Origin of the sequence: Kosakonia sp. CFBP8986 (assembly GCF_034044935.1) — a bacterium.
GTDB classification, from domain to species: Bacteria; Pseudomonadota; Gammaproteobacteria; order Enterobacterales; family Enterobacteriaceae; genus Kosakonia; species Kosakonia cowanii.
In genome coordinates this window covers 242,603-259,042 of record NZ_JAXCXB010000005.1, presented here as the reverse complement: position 1 = coordinate 259,042, position 16,440 = coordinate 242,603, and the positions used below count along the sequence as shown (strand labels likewise).

Sequence of the window (16,440 nt, the reverse complement as noted above, 5' to 3'; positions counted from 1 at the left end):
AACGTGCCGCGGAGTGTAACAAAAAGCTGGACATGTGTTCAACAATCCGTAGGATCGCATTTCTGGACAGGCGTCCAGAACGGATAAAAGAGGAAGAAGTTATGTTTCGTCAGTGGTTAACGTTGGTCATCATTGTGCTGGTTTATATTCCGGTGGCGATTGATGCGACGGTGCTGCATGTTGCCGCGCCGACGCTCAGCACCGCGCTGGATGCCAGCGGGAATGAGCTGCTCTGGATCATCGATATCTATTCGCTGGTGATGGCAGGGATGGTGCTGCCGATGGGCGCGCTGGGCGACAAAATCGGCTTTAAGCGCCTGCTGCTGATTGGCAGCGGTTTGTTCGGCGGCGCATCGCTGCTGGCGGCATTTGCTCCCACCGCAGGCTGGCTGATTGTCACCCGTGCGCTGCTCGCCGTCGGCGCGGCGATGATTGTGCCCGCGACGCTTGCCGGGATCCGCACCACCTTTTCTCAGGCGCACCATCGCAACACCGCGCTCGGCGTCTGGGCGGCAATTGGCTCCGGCGGTGCGGCATTTGGCCCGCTGATTGGCGGTATGTTGCTTGAGCACTTTTACTGGGGCTCGGTATTTCTCATCAACGTGCCGATTGTGCTGGTCGTGATGACGCTTACCGCCCGGTATGTACCTCGCCAGCAGGGGCGTGCCGATCAGCCGCTGCATCTTAACCAGGCGCTGGCGCTGATTGCCGCCATCCTGTTGCTGGTGTGGAGTGCGAAAACCGCCATGAAAGGGACGCTGCCGCTGTGGCTGGTGGCCAGCACGCTGCTGATTGGCGGCCTGTTACTGACCGGTTTTGTGCGCATCCAGCTGGCGGCGAGCCGGCCGATGATCGACATGCGGCTCTTTACGCACCGTGTGATCCTCAGCGGCGCGCTGATGGCAATTATGGCCATGGTGACGCTGGTGGGCTTCGAGCTGCTGATGGCGCAGGAGCTGCAATTTGTGCACGGCTTTACGCCTTTCGCCGCCGGGGTATTTATGCTGCCGGTGATGATTGCCAGCGGTTTTAGTGGCCCAATTGCCGGGGTGCTGGTCTCAAAACTGGGGCTGCGTTACGTGGCGGCAGGCGGGATGGCGCTCAGCGCAATCAGCTTCTTTGGGCTGTCGCTGACCAACTTCTCGACCCAGCCGGTGCAGGCAGCGGTGCTGATGGCGCTGCTCGGCTTTAGCGCCGCCAGTGCGCTGCTCGCCTCGACGGCGGCCATTATGGCTGCTGCGCCGAAGGAGAAAGCGGCGGCGGCAGGGGCGATTGAAACCATGTCCTATGAGCTGGGCGCGGGTCTGGGAATTGCGGTCTTCGGCCTGATCTTAAGCCGCACATTCTCCGCAACCATCCACCTGCCACAGCAGCTGAGCGCCGAGGCGGCGGCACAGGCCTCATCGTCCATCGGCGAAGCGTTCCGGCTGGCGCGGGAGTCCGATCCGGCGCTGGCAGAGGGGATTATTGCCGCAGCGAAAACGGCGTTTACCCACTCGCACAGCGTCGCGCTCAGCACCGCCAGCATGCTGTTAGTGGTTCTGGCAATTGGGATGTGGTTTAGCCTCGCACGCGTTGAGAAAAGCTGATCCCATCATCGCAACAGGGCGCTCTGCCAGCAGTAAAAGCGCGGGGCGCCCATTCTCCTTTTTCCCCGAAATTGTTTCACCTTTCTTTGCCTGACGCCTGACGCCTGACGCCTGACGCCTGACGCCTGACACGGCTGCGAAATCGTCGTTTTCCTCAGCACGACGGGATCTGCGCTACCTCTTAGGAGGCACTAAAACGCAACGGCAGCGACTATTAGGTGTCAAGCACCCGGCGTTATTGATTTACCGCAATTAATTCATCCCGTGAAATGTTTAGTTTCCCCGCCGCAAGCGAAGATTGATTATTGAGGAAAGCAATGAACGTCAACCGCAGACAGTTTTTCCGTATCTGCGCGGGCGGGATGGCAGGAACCACAGCCGCTGTTTTAGGGTTCGCCCCGAAGATGGCGCTGGCTCAGACGCGAAATTATAAATTACTGCGCGCAAAAGAGACTCGAAACTCCTGTACGTACTGTTCCGTGGGTTGCGGGCTATTAATGTATAGCCTCGGCGATGGCGCAAAGAACGCCAGAGAAGCGATTTATCATATCGAAGGGGACCCGGATCATCCGGTCAGCCGGGGCGCGCTCTGCCCAAAAGGGGCGGGGCTGCTCGATTATGTTCACAGTGAAAACCGCCTGCGTTACCCTGAATACCGCGCGCCGGGCTCGGATAAATGGCAGCGCATCAGCTGGGATGAAGCCTTTGACCGTATCGCCCGCCTGATGAAAGCGGATCGTGATGCGCACTTTGTCGAAACCAACGACGCCGGGGTGAAGGTTAACCGCTGGCTCTCCACCGGCATGCTGTGTGCCTCGGCGGCAAGCAATGAAACGGGCATGCTGACGCAAAAATTTGTGCGCTCTCTCGGCATGCTGGCGGTAGATAACCAGGCGCGCGTCTGACACGGACCAACGGTAGCAAGTCTTGCTCCAACATTTGGTCGCGGTGCGATGACCAACCACTGGGTTGATATCAAAAACGCCAACGTGGTGATGGTAATGGGCGGCAACGCCGCTGAAGCCCACCCGGTCGGTTTCCGCTGGGCAATGGAAGCCAAAAACAACAATGACGCGACGCTTATCGTTGTCGACCCGCGCTTTACGCGCACGGCGTCGGTGGCGGATATCTATGCGCCGATCCGCTCCGGGACGGATATCACCTTCCTCTCCGGCGTGCTGCGCTATCTGATCGAAAACAATAAGATCAACGCGGAATACGTCAGGCACTACACCAACGCCAGCCTGCTGGTGCGGGATGACTTTGCCTTCGAAGAGGGTTTGTTCAGCGGCTACGATGCTGAAAAACGGCAGTACGATAAAACGACGTGGAACTACCAGTTTGATGACAACGGCTATGCGAAACGTGATGAGACGCTGACCCATCCGCGCTGTGTCTGGAACCTGCTCAAACAGCATGTCGATCGCTACACCCCGGAAACGGTAGAGAATATCTGCGGTACGCCAAAAGCGGACTTCCTGAAGGTGTGCGACGTGCTCGCGTCGACCAGTGCCGTAGACAGAACCACGACGTTCCTCTACGCGTTGGGCTGGACGCAGCATACGGTCGGTGCGCAGAACATCCGCACCATGGCGATGATCCAGCTGCTGCTCGGCAATATGGGCATGGCCGGCGGCGGGGTTAACGCCCTGCGTGGTCACTCCAATATTCAGGGGCTGACGGATCTGGGGCTGCTCTCGACCAGCCTGCCGGGTTACCTGACGCTGCCGTCGGAAAAACAGACCGATCTGCAACAGTACCTGGCGGCGAACACGCCGAAAGCGATGCTGCCCGATCAGGTGAATTACTGGAGCAACTATCCGAAGTTCTTCGTCAGCCTGATGAAATCGTTCTATGGCGATGCGGCGCAAAAAGAGAACGACTGGGGCTTCGACTGGCTGCCGAAGTGGGATCAATCCTACGACGTCATCAAATATTTCAACATGATGGCGAAGGGTGAAGTGACCGGCTACATCTGCCAGGGCTTTAACCCGGTGGCCTCGTTCCCGGATAAGAACACGGTTGTCAGCACCCTGAGCAAGCTTAAGTACATGGTGGTGATCGATCCGCTGGTCACCGAGACCTCCAGCTTCTGGCAGAACCACGGCGAGATGAACGACGTTGACCCGTCGGCGATTGCGACAGAAGTGTTCCGTCTGCCCTCCACCTGTTTTGCCGAGGAGGATGGTTCGATTGCCAACTCCGGGCGCTGGCTGCAGTGGCACTGGAAAGGGCAGGATGCGCCGGGCGAAGCGCTTAACGACGGTGAGATCCTGGCGGGTATTTACCACCGGATGCGCGAAATGTACCGCACTGAAGGGGGCAAAGGTGCAGAACCGCTGCTTAATATGTCCTGGCACTACAGCCAGCCGCATAATCCGCACTCCGAAGAGGTCGCAAAAGAGAACAACGGCTACGCGCTGGAAGATCTCTATGACACCAATGGTCAACTCCTGGCGAAGAGAGGCCAGTTGCTGAACAGCTTTGCGCTGCTGCGTGATGATGGCTCCACCGCCTCGTCGTGCTGGATCTATGCGGGCAGTTGGACCGAGCAGGGCAACCAGATGGCAAACCGTGATAACGCCGATCCATCGGGGCTGGGCAATACGCTCGGCTGGGCCTGGGCGTGGCCGATGAACCGCCGGGTGCTCTACAACCGCGCATCGGCGGATTTCATGGGTAAACCCTGGGATGCGAAACGGATGCTGATCCAGTGGAACGGTGCAAAGTGGGTCGGGAATGACATTCCGGACTACAACACCGCGCCGCCGGGAAGTAATACCGGGCCGTTTATCATGCAGCAGGAAGGGATGGGGCGTCTGTTTGCGCTCAATAAACTTGCCGAAGGGCCGTTCCCGGAGCACTACGAACCGGTGGAGACGCCGCTCGGCACCAACCCGCTGCACCCGAACGTGATCTCCAGCCCGGTGGTGCGTATTTACGCAGAGGATGTGAAGCGTATGGGGAAAAAAGAGCACTTCCCTTATGTCGGCACTACCTATCGTCTGACGGAGCACTTCCACACCTGGACCAAGCACGCGCGGCTTAACGCCATTGCCCAGCCGGAGCAGTTTGTTGAAATCAGCGAAACGCTGGCCGCAGCAAAAGGCATCCGCAATGGCGATCGCGTTAAGGTCAGCAGCCAGCGCGGTTTCATTCGCGCGGTGGCGGTGGTCACGCGGCGTCTGCAAACCCTGCAGGTGCACGGTCAGCAGGTTGAGACCGTGGGTATTCCGCTGCACTGGGGCTTTGAAGGCGTGGCGCAGAAGGGGTATATCGCCAACACGCTGACGCCTAACGTCGGCGATGCGAACTCGCAAACGCCGGAATATAAAGCGTTTTTGGTCAATATCGAGAAGGCGTAAGGGCGCGACATTATGGCTATGGAAACTCAGGACATTATTAAACGCTCTGCGACCAACCCCGTCACGCCGCCGCCAAAGGCGCGTGACTATAAAGCGGAGGTTGCCAAACTCATTGATGTCTCCACCTGTGTGGGCTGCAAAGCCTGCCAGGTGGCCTGCTCGGAGTGGAACGATATTCGCGACGAGGTAGGGCACTGCGTCGGGGTCTATGACAACCCCGTCGATCTCAGCGCCAAATCCTGGACGGTGATGCGCTTTAGCGAAACCGAGCAGAACGGCAAGCTGGAGTGGCTGATCCGCAAAGATGGCTGCATGCACTGCGCGGAGCCGGGCTGCCTGAAGGCGTGCCCCTCTGCCGGTGCAATCATTCAGTACGCGAACGGTATCGTCGACTTCCAGCAGGAGAACTGCATCGGCTGCGGCTACTGCATCGCCGGGTGTCCATTTAATGTCCCGCGCCTCAGTAAAGAGGATAACCGGGTCTATAAATGTACGCTCTGCGTCGATCGCGTCAGCGTCGGCCAGGAGCCCGCCTGCGTGAAGACCTGCCCGACTGGCGCTATTCATTTCGGCACCAAAAGGGAGATGCTGGAGCTTGGCGAGCAGCGCGTTGAGAAGCTGAAAGCGCGCGGTTACAGCAATGCGGGTATCTACAATCCGCAGGGCGTGGGCGGCACCCATGTGATGTATGTTTTGCATCATGCCGATAAGCCAGCGCTCTATCACGAGCTGCCCAACGATCCGCATATCGACACGGCGGTTGGGCTGTGGAAAGGGGTATTGAAACCGCTGTCGGCGGCGGGCTTCCTTGCCACGTTCGCCGGGCTGATTTACCACTACATTGGCATCGGCCCCAATAAAGAGGTGGATGACGAAGAGGACGATCATCATGAGTAAGTCGAAAATGATTGTACGGACGAAATTTATCGACCGCGCCTGCCACTGGACGGTGGTGATCTGCTTCTTCTTGGTGGCGCTCTCCGGCATCTCCTTCTTCTTTCCGACGCTGCAGTGGCTGACGGAGACCTTCGGCACACCACAGATGGGGCGCATTTTGCATCCTTTCTTCGGTGTGGTGATCTTCCTGGCGCTGATGTTTATGTTCGTGCGCTTCGTGCATCACAACATCCCGGACAAGAAGGACTGGCCGTGGGTGAAAAATATCGTTGAGGTACTGAAGGGCAACGAGCACAAAGTGGCGAAGGTCGGCAAGTACAATGCCGGGCAGAAGATGATGTTCTGGACCATTATGAGCATGATGACCGTACTGCTGGTGACCGGTGTGGTGATCTGGCGCCCGTACTTTGCCCACTACTTTCCGATTCAGGTCATTCGTTACAGTCTGCTGCTGCACGCGACCTCGGCGATTATTTTGATCCACGCCATCCTGATCCATATGTATATGGCTTTCTGGGTCAAAGGTTCGATCAAAGGCATGATCGAGGGCAAAGTGAGCCGCCGCTGGGCGATGAAACACCATCCGCGCTGGTATCGCGACGTCGAACGTCTCGAAGCGAAAAAAGAGAGTACGGAAGGCATTAAGTAATGCGTTTACCGCTCCGGCATCCTGGCCGGAGCGGTTTTTTAGCTGTACCTGATTACGCTGTATTCCGTCGTTGCCGCGTGTCTCAACGCAACGTAATCTTCGCTTTTCCCCATCCATTTCCATCATCTCCTCCCTGGTTCTGTGCAGCGAAAATTAGCAATCCGCCATCATGCAAACAACGTCCTTTCATCAGGCTTATGCAGAAATTGCGAGGTTGCTTCCTGAATAAAGCAACGCCATGCAAACGGTGAAAATCTTTGCGAGGCACCTTCCAGAATCCAGCATTCCCCTTGGTTTTCCTGGTGACGGCGCGCGGCGTTATGACGATGATGGCGCCCGGCGAAGAGCGTGCCGGGCGCTTTTTGTTATGGGTTTGACGCTGCGCTGCGCAAGGCCAGTTTCCTCTGCAATAGCGGCACCAGCAGAGGAAAGAGAAGGGCGCTGAGGGCGCAAATTATCAGTAATGGTTTAAGGGCGTCGAGGGTCAGCGCCCTGGCGGAGAGCAGCCACGAAGAGAGTGAAAATGCGGCGGTGGTGGCGAGGTGCATCAGCGCCGTTTGCAAAGAGCCAAATCCCGCGCGTTGCGCATTATCCGGGAACTGTAGGGTGAGCACCGATGAGGAGACCAGGCGGCTATAGGCCCCTGAGAGAAACAGCAGCATAAAAAGCCAGGCATTAGAGCAGTGCAGCGCGGGAATCAGCAGGCTGGCAACGAACAGGGCGCTGGAGGTCAGCGCCAGCGCAAGGGCGGTATAGCGTTGCGTCAGCAGGCCGGTAAACCGGGTCGCGAGATACCCAGCGATGCCACCGGCAAAAAAGAGCCAGGCAAGCTCCGTGACCGTTGCGCCAAGCAGCTGTAACAGCGGCACCAGTACAGGAATGAGCAGCATTGGGCTGAACTGCACCAGAGCATTACCGGCGGCGAAGAGCAGCGTTTGCGCATCAAGGGTGATCTTCTGCCGTGAGCCTGAGCCGCCCTGCTGCGCGGGAATGACGCACACAGTCAGCACCAGCGCCACAAGGCAGCAGGCGCTGATTGAGAGCAGTGAGGTTTTCCATCCCCAGCGGGAGCAGATAAACAGCACCGCTGGCATACCGACAATGCTGATCATGGAAAACGCGGCGATCACCGTCGACACCATCTTGCCGCGTAGCTGTGCTGGCGCGGCGTTGATCAGCAGGCTGGTTGCCACCCCCATAGTCGTGCCGCCGACCAGCCCGGCAAAAAAGCGCAGCGCCAGCAGCACGCCAAAGTGGGTGGTGAGTGTCGTCATGAGAGTCAATATGCACAGCAGCGCCATATTGCCGATCAAAAAACGCTGCTGATTAATTGCGCCGATAAAGTAGAACGCGATCACTCCGGAGAACATCGCGGCGAAGGTGTAGGCAGCAGAGACATAGCCGGAGAAGGCGAGCGGCACCGCAAAGGACGGGGCCATAAAGGCGAATATTGGATTGAAGGCCATATATTCCAGCGCATTAGCGAACTGGATAAAGGAGATAACGATGGCCATGCTGGTAAGCATCCGGGAGGCGTTTTGTTGTGACATAAGCAACGAGTAAACCTGTAAAAAAGAGGAGCAGGCACTCTAATACCTGGCAGTTTTGAGAATAAGACGGTAAAAGTGACCGTCATTGTTATCAAAAGTGGGATAAATATGCGGGCAGGGCTGGATTTTACCGCGTTGAAGATATTCTGTGCGGTGGTGGATAAAGGAAGTTTTGTGGCGGCGGCGAAGGCGCTGACCATGCCGACATCGAACGTCAGCCGGACGGTTGCCCGGCTTGAAGAGATGCTCAACGTGCAGCTTATTGAGCGCACAACGCGGCACCGGAAACTGACGCCATCCGGGCAGCTTCTCTATACGCGCTCAAAGCCGCTGCTTGAGTCGCTGGAGCAGACGGAGGCGGAGTTGATGTCGCGGCAGGTGCAGCTCAAAGGGCCGCTACGCATTTGCATTCCGAGCGAGATGGGGCCGGCGCTGCTCGGCGATCTGCTGGCGGATTTCGCCTGCCGTTACCCGGAACTGGAGATCAGCTGCATAACCAATCTCTCCGGCTTCGAATCCCTGCGCGAAGAGGTGGATGTCGCCGTTATCGTTACCCGTGGAGATCTGGATGACAGCGATTATATTGCCCGGCCACTGGCGACGTTTCCCTGCACCATTGTGGCTGCGCCTGTGTTAATTGAACGCTACGGCCTGCCGGTTTCCGTCCGCCAGTTTGAAACCTTACCCTGCATTACCACCGTCAGTGCGCTGAACGGCGCGGCCTGGCAATTTGTCGATGCCGCGGGTAAGCATGAGGTGGTCAATGTGAAAGGGCATTACCGCGTCAACAGTGGTGAGATGGCCTTCAAAGCTGCGCTGGCGGGAGTGGGATTTGCCATCCTGTCAAAACAGGCCTGCCAGCAGCCGATTAACGAGGGACGTCTGGTAGAGATCGTCTTCCCGCAGGCGGCAGCGCCGCTGCGTCTGGTTGCCATCTACTCCAGCCGCCGCTATCTGCCGGTCAAAACGCGGGCGTTGATTGATTTTCTGCAGCAGGGGCTGCAAAGCCCCGCAGATTAAGCAGGGGCAGAAAAACTGTATTCATGGATTAAAACGTCAGCGGGCAGGTTTCAACTGGTCTGCCTTACGCGAATGGTCAATAATGCCCGTCGCAAACTTTTAACAAGTGGTTAGTGGTATGAAAAAAACGGTTTTTTCGTTGGCACTTGCGACCTTTGGTCTTGGGATGGCTGAGTTCGGTATTATGGGCGTGTTGACCGAGCTTGCGAATAACGTCGGGATCTCGATTCCGTCTGCGGGGCATATGATCTCCGCCTATGCGGCGGGTGTGGTTATTGGCGCGCCGATAATGGCGATGTTCTCCAACCGCTTCTCGCTGAAAAATGTGCTGCTCTTTCTGGTGGCGCTCTGCTTTGTCGGTAATACGATTTTCACCTTCTCCAGCGCATATCCGATGCTGGTGATTGGTCGGCTGATCTCGGGTTTTCCACACGGCGCTATCTTTGGCGTCGGCGCCATTATCCTCTCTAAAATCGCGCCTCCGGGCAAAGTGACGATGGCGGTGGCCGGGATGATCGCCGGGATGACCGTCGCTAACCTGATCGGTATTCCTCTTGGTACGTGGATCGGCCATCTCTTTAGCTGGCGCTATACCTTTGTGCTGATCTCGCTCTTCTTTGTACTGGTGATGGTGTCGGTCATTTTCTGGGTGCCGAGCCTGTATGACACTGCGCCGACCCGCCTGAGCGAGCAGTTCCACTTTCTGAAGAAACCGGAGCCGTGGCTGATCTTCGCCGCTACGATGTTCGGCAATGCCGGGGTGTTTGCCTGGTTCAGCTACGTGAAGCCCTTTATGGTGAGCGTCTCCGGCTTTTCACAAAATGCCATGACGCTGATTATGATGCTGATGGGGCTGGGAATGGTGCTGGGGAACATGTTCAGCGGCAGAGTGTCGGCGCGCTTCAGCCCGATACGCATTGCGGCAGCGACCGAACTGGTGATCATGCTGGCGATGGTGGCGCTATTTTTCCTCGGCGACAGCAAAGCAGGCGCGCTCTCGTTGGGCTTCATCTGCTGCGCCGGGCTGTTTGCGCTCTCGGCGCCGCTGCAAATCATGCTGCTGCAAAATGCGAAGGGCGGCGAAATGCTGGGTGCCGCAGGTGGGCAGATGGCGTTTAATTTCGGTAATGCGGTGGGGGCATGGTTTGGCGGGCTGATTATCGCTTTTGGCTTTAGCTATAACTATCTGGCGCTGCCAGCGGCGGTGCTGACTTTTGCCGCGCTTACCTCGCTGCTGATTTATAACCGTCGCATCACCAGGCACCAGACAGAAGTGGTGACAGCGTAACGCAACGCCGGATGGCGGCTTCGCCTTATCCGGCCTACGGGTGCCGGTTTGACTGGGCGAGGCTCGATGATGAAATGCCCGATGGCGGCTTCGCCTTATCCGGCCTACGAATGCCGGTTTGACTGGGCGAGGCTCGGTGATGAAACGCCGGATGGCAGCTGCGCCTTATCCGGCCTACGAATGCCGGTTTGACTGAGTGAGGCGCGATGATGAAATGCCGGATGGCGGCTTTGCCTTATCCGGCCTACGGGTGCCGGTTTGACTGGGCGAGGCTCGGTGATGAAACGCCGGATGGCGGCTTCGCCTTATTCGGCCTACGGGTGCCGGTTTGACTGGGCGAGGCTCGGTGATGAAACGCCGGATGGCGGCTTCGCCTTATCCGGCCTACGGGTGCCGGTTTGACTGGGCGAGGCTCGGTGATGAAACGCCGGATGGCGGCTTCGCCTTATCCGGCCTACGGGTGCCGCTTTGACTGGGCGAGGCTCGATGATGAAATGCCGGATGACGGCTCCACCTTATCCGGCCTGCGGGAGATAAAAGGTTGCGGGGTTTTGTAGGTCGGATAAGCGCAGCGCCATCCGACACGAGGCTACGGCAGGAACGGTTCGCCCAGGGTTAACATCAACCGATTGGCCCAGGCAAAAAAGGCAGCGGACTGAATAAGGTCCAGCTGCTCAAGCGTATCCAGCCCCTCGCTTTCAAGGCGCGATATATGGTCTCTGGTCAGCGCTGGCGGGGTCACGGAGAGCGCGGCGGCGGCGTCAATTTCCGCCTGCCAGCGAGCTGATTGCCCCTCATGCAACGCGCCGCCTGGCGCCACCGCCAGCAACGTCTCTACGGCGTTATCCGCCTTTGATAACTGGCTGGTTTTGCGTGCGTGTACCGAGGCGCAGTAGATACAGCCATTCACCTTACTTGCGACCGTCGCGGCCAGTTCGCGCTCGGCACGCGGCAGCCCACCGGGCGTATAAAAGATCCCTTTATCCGTCAGCGTGCGCTGTTCCAGCACCGGCAGGTTGCGTCCCAGCAGACGAAAATAGTCAGAATTGCTGTGGCCAAACCTGGCGAGAACGGCTTGCTCATCCACACTGAACTCTTCCAGCGGTTTTGCGGCGATCCACGGCTCCCAGCCCAACTCCTGCTGCGTGAAACGCACCGGCGCCGCTTTGCCGCTTCGCGTTTGCGCGGTTGTGTGCCAGCTGCCTGCGACAACAGGGGCGTCATTATGCAATACCGGCTTGCCATTCAGGAGACGCAGCCCGGCAAGCAGGCGGCTCTGAAAACTGACAAAGGCGATCAGTTGCGCCAGCGTAACGATATTTTCTGCACTCCAGCCCGCGGCTTGCAGGCTGTTTAGCGCTTCCGGCGTCGCTTTAACCGGCGAGAAGGTGAGCAGGCGCGCAAACTCAATCGCGGGTGCCAGTTGTGCTGACGTCGGATCGGTCAGACCCAGTCCCGCATAGTGCGCGGCAAGATCGTCCGCGTTGTGCCATTTCGCCACCTTGGCCGCCACGCTAAAGCGCGCCTCGGCAGAGAAGGTTTCATCATGGGTGGTAAAAAGTGCGTCGTAACTGCCTTGCGCATGTCGCGTTGCTGCCTCGCGGGTCTGGCGAGCGGCGGCGAGAGCAGATGACGGGGCGATCCCGGCGAGATCGGTGAGAATATCGTGAAGTAAGCTCATGGTGACTCCTTATAAAATATGCGGCGCAATATGCCCGGCAATCAGTTCAATAGAACGCAGCGTGTCCGGATGGGAAGGCTCCACCGAATGCACCTGGAAAGAGATATCCGTGGCGCGAAGCAGCACGGAATCCTGCCGGAGCGAGGCGAGAACGGTCTGCGAATCGCCAATATGCGCGTCGAACTGCTGGATATAATCGGTGACGTTGTCACCGATGAGTGCATGACCTGCGGCGCGATGCTGCTCTGCCTGGCGGGTCAAACCCGGCGTGGCGACCTGAAGCGCATACGCGGTGGTATCAGCAACAAATGCGGTGCGGGAGGCGAGGATGCGCGGCGCAACGCCGGCTGGCAGGGCATCGAGATAGGCATCGATTATCGGATTCTGGATCTCATCCAGCCTTAAGCCGGGCTTATCAGCAGGGCGCGGCTGCGTACGCGAGAGCATCAAACCGTGTCCGGCCCGCGCGGCACGAACCGCGCCCTCAATGGAAAAGGTCGCGATCCAGACCCGCTCCGTTAGCTGCAGTGCCGGTGGGTAAAGGTGATTATCCGGATGGGCGAGCGAATCGCCGCGCCAGGCGCTCTGAATCAGATGCAGCGACTCCTCAAATACCGCGGCGCGCTGATCAATCGTCAGGCCGAACGGCAGAAACGATGTCGGCGTGCCGCCGGAACCAAAACCAATTTCCAGTCGCCCGTCCGCCAGCAAGTCCAGCACCGCCGCATCCTCCGCCACGCGCAGCGGATTTTCCAGCGGCAGAGTGATAATCGCCGTGCCGAGGCGAATGGTCTGGGTATGCGCCGCAGCATGGGCGAGGAAAAGCAGCGGCGAGGGTAATCCACCCTCATGCTCATGAAAGTGGTGCTGGGCGATCCACGCACTGTCAAAGCCGTGACGCTCAGCGTGGCGGATCTGCTCTGTCGCCAGGCGATAGCGCTCTTTGGGCGGCGCGTTATCCAGTAGACGGGTAAAAAAGCCCAGGCGTTTTCGCGTCATGCGAACTCCTCCGTAGCGGGTTGAAAATGGGGAATGGCGTCAATAAGCTCGCGGGTATAAGCATCCTGCGGCGCGGCAAACAGCGCCTCGACGCTGCCATGCTCAACCACGCGACCGTTGCGCAGTACCGTGACGCTGTGCCCGATACGCCGTACCGTCGCCAGGTCATGGGTGATAAACAGATAGGTCAGCCCCATTTGCTGCTGGAGTTGCTGAAGCAGGGCGAGGATTTGCGCCTGCACCGTGACATCCAGCGCGGAGGTGGCTTCATCCAGCACCAGAATGGAGGGCTCCAGAATCAAGGCGCGCGCAATCGCCACACGCTGGCGCTGCCCGCCAGAGAGTTCACGGGCGCGGCGGCTCAGCAGCTCAACGGGTAAGGCAACCCGACCGGCGACCGCCTCGACCCGCGTTCTGCGCGTCGCTTTATCCACCGGCGCGAAATTTTTAAGCGGCTCTTCAATGATTTCAAACAGCGTCTGGCGCGGATCGAGCGAGGCGAAGGGGTTCTGATAAACGAACTGGATCTCGCGTCGCAGCTGGCGTCGCGCCTCGCGGTTCAGGTGCGTCACGTCACTGCCGTTAATCACCACCGTTCCGCTGTCTGCCTGCTCGAAACCAAGCAGAATACGCGCCAGGGTGGTTTTTCCGGAGCCGGATTCGCCCACCAGCGCATGGGTGCTGCCGCGGCGTACCTCAAAACTTACCGCCTCCAGCGCCTGCAATGTGTGGCCTTTACCCAGCGAAAACTGTTTGGCGATCCCCTGCAGGCGAATCGCCGGGGGGGCGAGAGGATCGCCGGACACCGGGGCGATAGTCAGAGCCTCGCCGCGTACATCGCTAAGCAACTGTCGCGTATAGGGGTGGCGCGGCGCGCGAAGGATAGCGCTGGTATCCCCGTGCTCCTGGATCTCGCCATTTCGAAACACCAGTAGCCGGTCGGCGCGCTCGGCGGCCAGCGCCAGATCATGGGTGACAAACAGCACCGCAGTGCCCGATTCGCGCCGCAACGTGCCCAGCAGATCGAGGATCCGTTTTTGCACCGTGACGTCGAGGGCGCTGGTCGGCTCATCGGCAATAATCACTTCCGGTTGCAGCGCAATGGCGATGGCAATCAATACGCGCTGCTTCATACCACCGGAGAGCTGATGAGGATATTGCGCCATGCGCTGCTCCGGGTGACTCAGCCCCACTTTATGCAACAGCGAGAGCACCTGCGCGTTGCGCTCGGCAGCGCTCAGTTGGCGGTGCAGGCGCAGCACTTCGCCGACCTGCTCGCCAATGGTTTTTACCGGATTGAGGGCGTTACCCGGATCCTGCGGCACCAGGCTTATGCGCGCGCCGCGCAGGCTATCGAGACGCTTCGCCGACCAGTGGCTGATGGTTTCGCCATTGAGCACGATCTCGCCCCGATCGCGGCGGGCATTCTCTGCCAGCAGGCCAATGATCGCCTGCGCGGTGGTGGTTTTCCCTGAGCCGGATTCACCGACAAACGCCAGCATCTCGCCGCGCTTCAGGCTGAAGCTGACGTTATGTACCACTTCGCGCCACGCCTGCCCGGTGCGGTAGCTGAGGGTCAAATTTTCTACGGACAGAAGCGTCATGCGTGGCCTCCACTGAGCTGACGACTGATGCGGTTGACGGCCAGCACCACCATGATCACGACCAGCCCCGGGAAGGTCGTCAGCCACCAGGCGGTAGATAAGTAGTTGCGCCCTTCGGCGATCAGCAATCCCCACTCCGGTACCGGCGGCGGGGTACCGTAACCCAGAAAGCTGAGGGTCGAGAGCGCCAGGATGGCCTGACCAAACTGCAGGGTGGCAAAGGCCAACACGGCGGTAAGCGAATTGGGCAAAATATGCCGCCACACCACTGTCCAGAAGGTGCCACCGCTGCCCCAGGCCGCTTCGACATAATCGGTGTGGCGAACGCGCACCACTTCGCCGCGGGCGAGCCGTGCGAAGCTGGCAACAGAGGCGACGCCGACGGCGATGGCCGCATTCACCGTTCCGAAGCCCAGCAAAATAATCACCGTCAGGGATAAGAGCAGGGACGGGATGGCGAGCAGCACATCCACCAGACGCATCAGGATCGACTCCACCCGACCGGCAAACGCGCCGGCCAGCACACCGATCAGCGTGCCCACCACCAGCCCCATGGTGACGGCGGCCAGCGCGGCGGAGAGCGAGTGCCGGGCACCATAAACAATCCGGGCATAGAGATCGCGACCCAACTGGTCCGTGCCGAGCCAGTGCCCGGCCTGCGGCGCAAGCCGCTGCGCACCGGCAACGCCTTCTTCCGGGTTCCACCCGGTGAACAGTGCAGGGAAAAAGGCGGCCAGCAGCGCCGCAATGAGAACCAGCCACGCGAGCCATAAGCCCGGTTGCCAGCGCAACGGGCTGCGTAGCGGTGTGCGTTTTTGGGCCGCCGCCGCATAATCAACCAGACTCATGACGCGCCTCCGGTGACCGTTTGCAACCGCGGGTCAAACCACGGCATCAGTAAATCCACCAACAGATTGATCAGCACAAAGCCGAGTGCGGAGATCATCACTACCGCCTGTAGCACCGCAATATCCTGATTATTGACCGCCTGCTGCGTAAGCTGGCCCAGCCCGGCACGACCAAACACGGTTTCGGTGATCAACGCGCCAGCAATCAGTTCGCCGAGCAGCAAACCGGCGATATTGAGCACCGGCAGCAGGGCGTTGCCCAGCACATGCCGCCACAACACGCCGGTTTCGCTCATCCCTTTTGCCCGCGCCACGCCGACAAAGGGCTGAACCGATACCTGATCGATGCTGCGCATCAGGATCTGCGCCAGCGGCGCGGAGATCGGGATCGCCACGGTAATAATCGGCAGGATCAGCCCCTGCAACGGCGACGGGTTAATCACCGGAATCAGCCGCAGCTGGAAGGAGAAGAGCTGAATAAGTGCGATGCCGAGCCAGAAGGTCGGCAGCGAGATAAAGAGCACCGGCAGGGACTGGAACACGTTGCTCAGCCAGCGCAGCGCCGGCAAGCGCGAGGCGACCGCCAGGGTAAAGGCCAGCACCGCCGCCAGTAAGAAGGCGGGCAGTGCCAGTGTCAGGGTGTCGGGCAGGTTACTGGCGATCAGCTCGCTCACTGGCACCCCGGCCTGTACGGAGTAACCAACATCGCCGCGCAGCATGGCAAACAGCGTGTGGAAATATTGCTGCCACAGCGGGCTATCCGCGCCGTAAGCAACCCGCATCTCCTCGATTTGCGCCGGGCTAAGGCCCAGATCCGGGTTCTGAAATTTAATCAGTACCGCATCGCCGGGCAGCACCTGGAGCAGAAAAAAGGAGAGGGTAAAGGCGGCCCATAGCACCAGCAGCCCTTGCCCGACGCGTCGCAGAAGATAGTGGCTCATCACGATCCC

At 59.2% G+C, this 16,440-nt stretch carries 12 protein-coding genes; 6 read left to right on the top strand and 6 right to left on the bottom strand.

What is annotated here, in order from left to right:
• Positions 1 to 101: 101 nt before the first annotated feature.
• The 4 genes from SOM48_RS13445 to fdnI all read left to right on the top strand — a co-directional run bounded on the left by SOM48_RS13445 (position 102) and on the right by fdnI (position 6,500).
• Positions 102 to 1,589 (top strand): SmvA family efflux MFS transporter, encoded by a 1,488-nt coding sequence (locus SOM48_RS13445; protein ID WP_320512145.1) that lies wholly within the window; start codon positions 102 to 104, stop codon positions 1,587 to 1,589.
• A 317-nt stretch (positions 1,590 to 1,906) separates the two neighbouring features.
• Positions 1,907 to 4,954 (top strand): formate dehydrogenase-N subunit alpha, encoded by a 3,048-nt coding sequence (gene fdnG, locus SOM48_RS13440; protein ID WP_312478399.1) that lies wholly within the window; start codon positions 1,907 to 1,909, stop codon positions 4,952 to 4,954.
• A 12-nt stretch (positions 4,955 to 4,966) separates the two neighbouring features.
• Entirely contained in the window at positions 4,967 to 5,851 is an 885-nt protein-coding gene (gene fdxH, locus SOM48_RS13435) for a formate dehydrogenase subunit beta (protein ID WP_320512144.1), read from the top strand.
• Positions 5,844 to 6,500: a formate dehydrogenase-N subunit gamma gene (fdnI, locus tag SOM48_RS13430; RefSeq protein WP_094419853.1), complete on the top strand. Its 657-nt coding sequence runs from the start codon at positions 5,844 to 5,846 to the stop codon at positions 6,498 to 6,500. Before fdxH ends, fdnI begins: the two co-directional genes overlap by 8 nt.
• 365 nt (positions 6,501 to 6,865) lie before the next feature.
• On the opposite strand, the gene SOM48_RS13425 is transcribed toward fdnI, so the two are convergent.
• On the bottom strand, positions 6,866 to 8,050 hold the full coding sequence (locus tag SOM48_RS13425; protein ID WP_320512143.1) for an MFS transporter: 1,185 nt from the start codon (positions 8,048 to 8,050) through the stop codon (positions 6,866 to 6,868).
• Between the two features lie 108 nt (positions 8,051 to 8,158).
• Here SOM48_RS13425 and SOM48_RS13420 point away from each other — a divergent pair, with 108 nt between their 5' ends.
• Entirely contained in the window at positions 8,159 to 9,070 is a 912-nt protein-coding gene (locus SOM48_RS13420) for a LysR family transcriptional regulator (protein WP_139964783.1), read from the top strand.
• Positions 9,071 to 9,188: 118 nt separating this feature from the next.
• Positions 9,189 to 10,358 carry an MFS transporter AraJ gene (gene araJ / locus SOM48_RS13415; RefSeq protein WP_288882507.1) on the top strand — a complete coding sequence of 390 codons (1,170 nt, stop codon included), beginning with the start codon at positions 9,189 to 9,191 and terminating at the stop codon, positions 10,356 to 10,358.
• 589 nt (positions 10,359 to 10,947) lie between these two features.
• Here araJ and SOM48_RS13410 read toward each other — a convergent pair.
• Genes SOM48_RS13410 through SOM48_RS13390 form a run of 5 tightly spaced genes read right to left on the bottom strand, consistent with a single transcriptional unit; the run spans position 10,948 to position 16,431 of the window.
• A complete protein-coding gene (locus SOM48_RS13410; protein WP_320512142.1) occupies positions 10,948 to 12,039 on the bottom strand; it encodes an alkylhydroperoxidase domain protein in 1,092 nt (363 codons plus the stop codon).
• 9 nt (positions 12,040 to 12,048) lie between these two features.
• Complete coding sequence (locus tag SOM48_RS13405; protein WP_320512141.1) at positions 12,049 to 13,038, bottom strand: putative FMN-dependent luciferase-like monooxygenase; 990 nt, start codon at positions 13,036 to 13,038, stop codon at positions 12,049 to 12,051.
• Complete coding sequence (locus tag SOM48_RS13400; RefSeq protein WP_320512140.1) at positions 13,035 to 14,642, bottom strand: ABC transporter ATP-binding protein; 1,608 nt, start codon at positions 14,640 to 14,642, stop codon at positions 13,035 to 13,037. The genes SOM48_RS13405 and SOM48_RS13400 overlap by 4 nt, the downstream gene beginning before the upstream one ends.
• Positions 14,639 to 15,490, bottom strand: a complete 852-nt coding sequence (locus SOM48_RS13395; RefSeq protein ID WP_320512139.1) for an ABC transporter permease — start codon at positions 15,488 to 15,490, stop codon at positions 14,639 to 14,641. Before SOM48_RS13395 ends, SOM48_RS13400 begins: the two co-directional genes overlap by 4 nt.
• Positions 15,487 to 16,431, bottom strand: coding sequence for an ABC transporter permease (locus SOM48_RS13390; protein WP_023478638.1), 945 nt, complete (start codon positions 16,429 to 16,431; stop codon positions 15,487 to 15,489). Before SOM48_RS13390 ends, SOM48_RS13395 begins: the two co-directional genes overlap by 4 nt.
• Between the last annotated feature and the right edge of the window lie 9 nt (positions 16,432 to 16,440).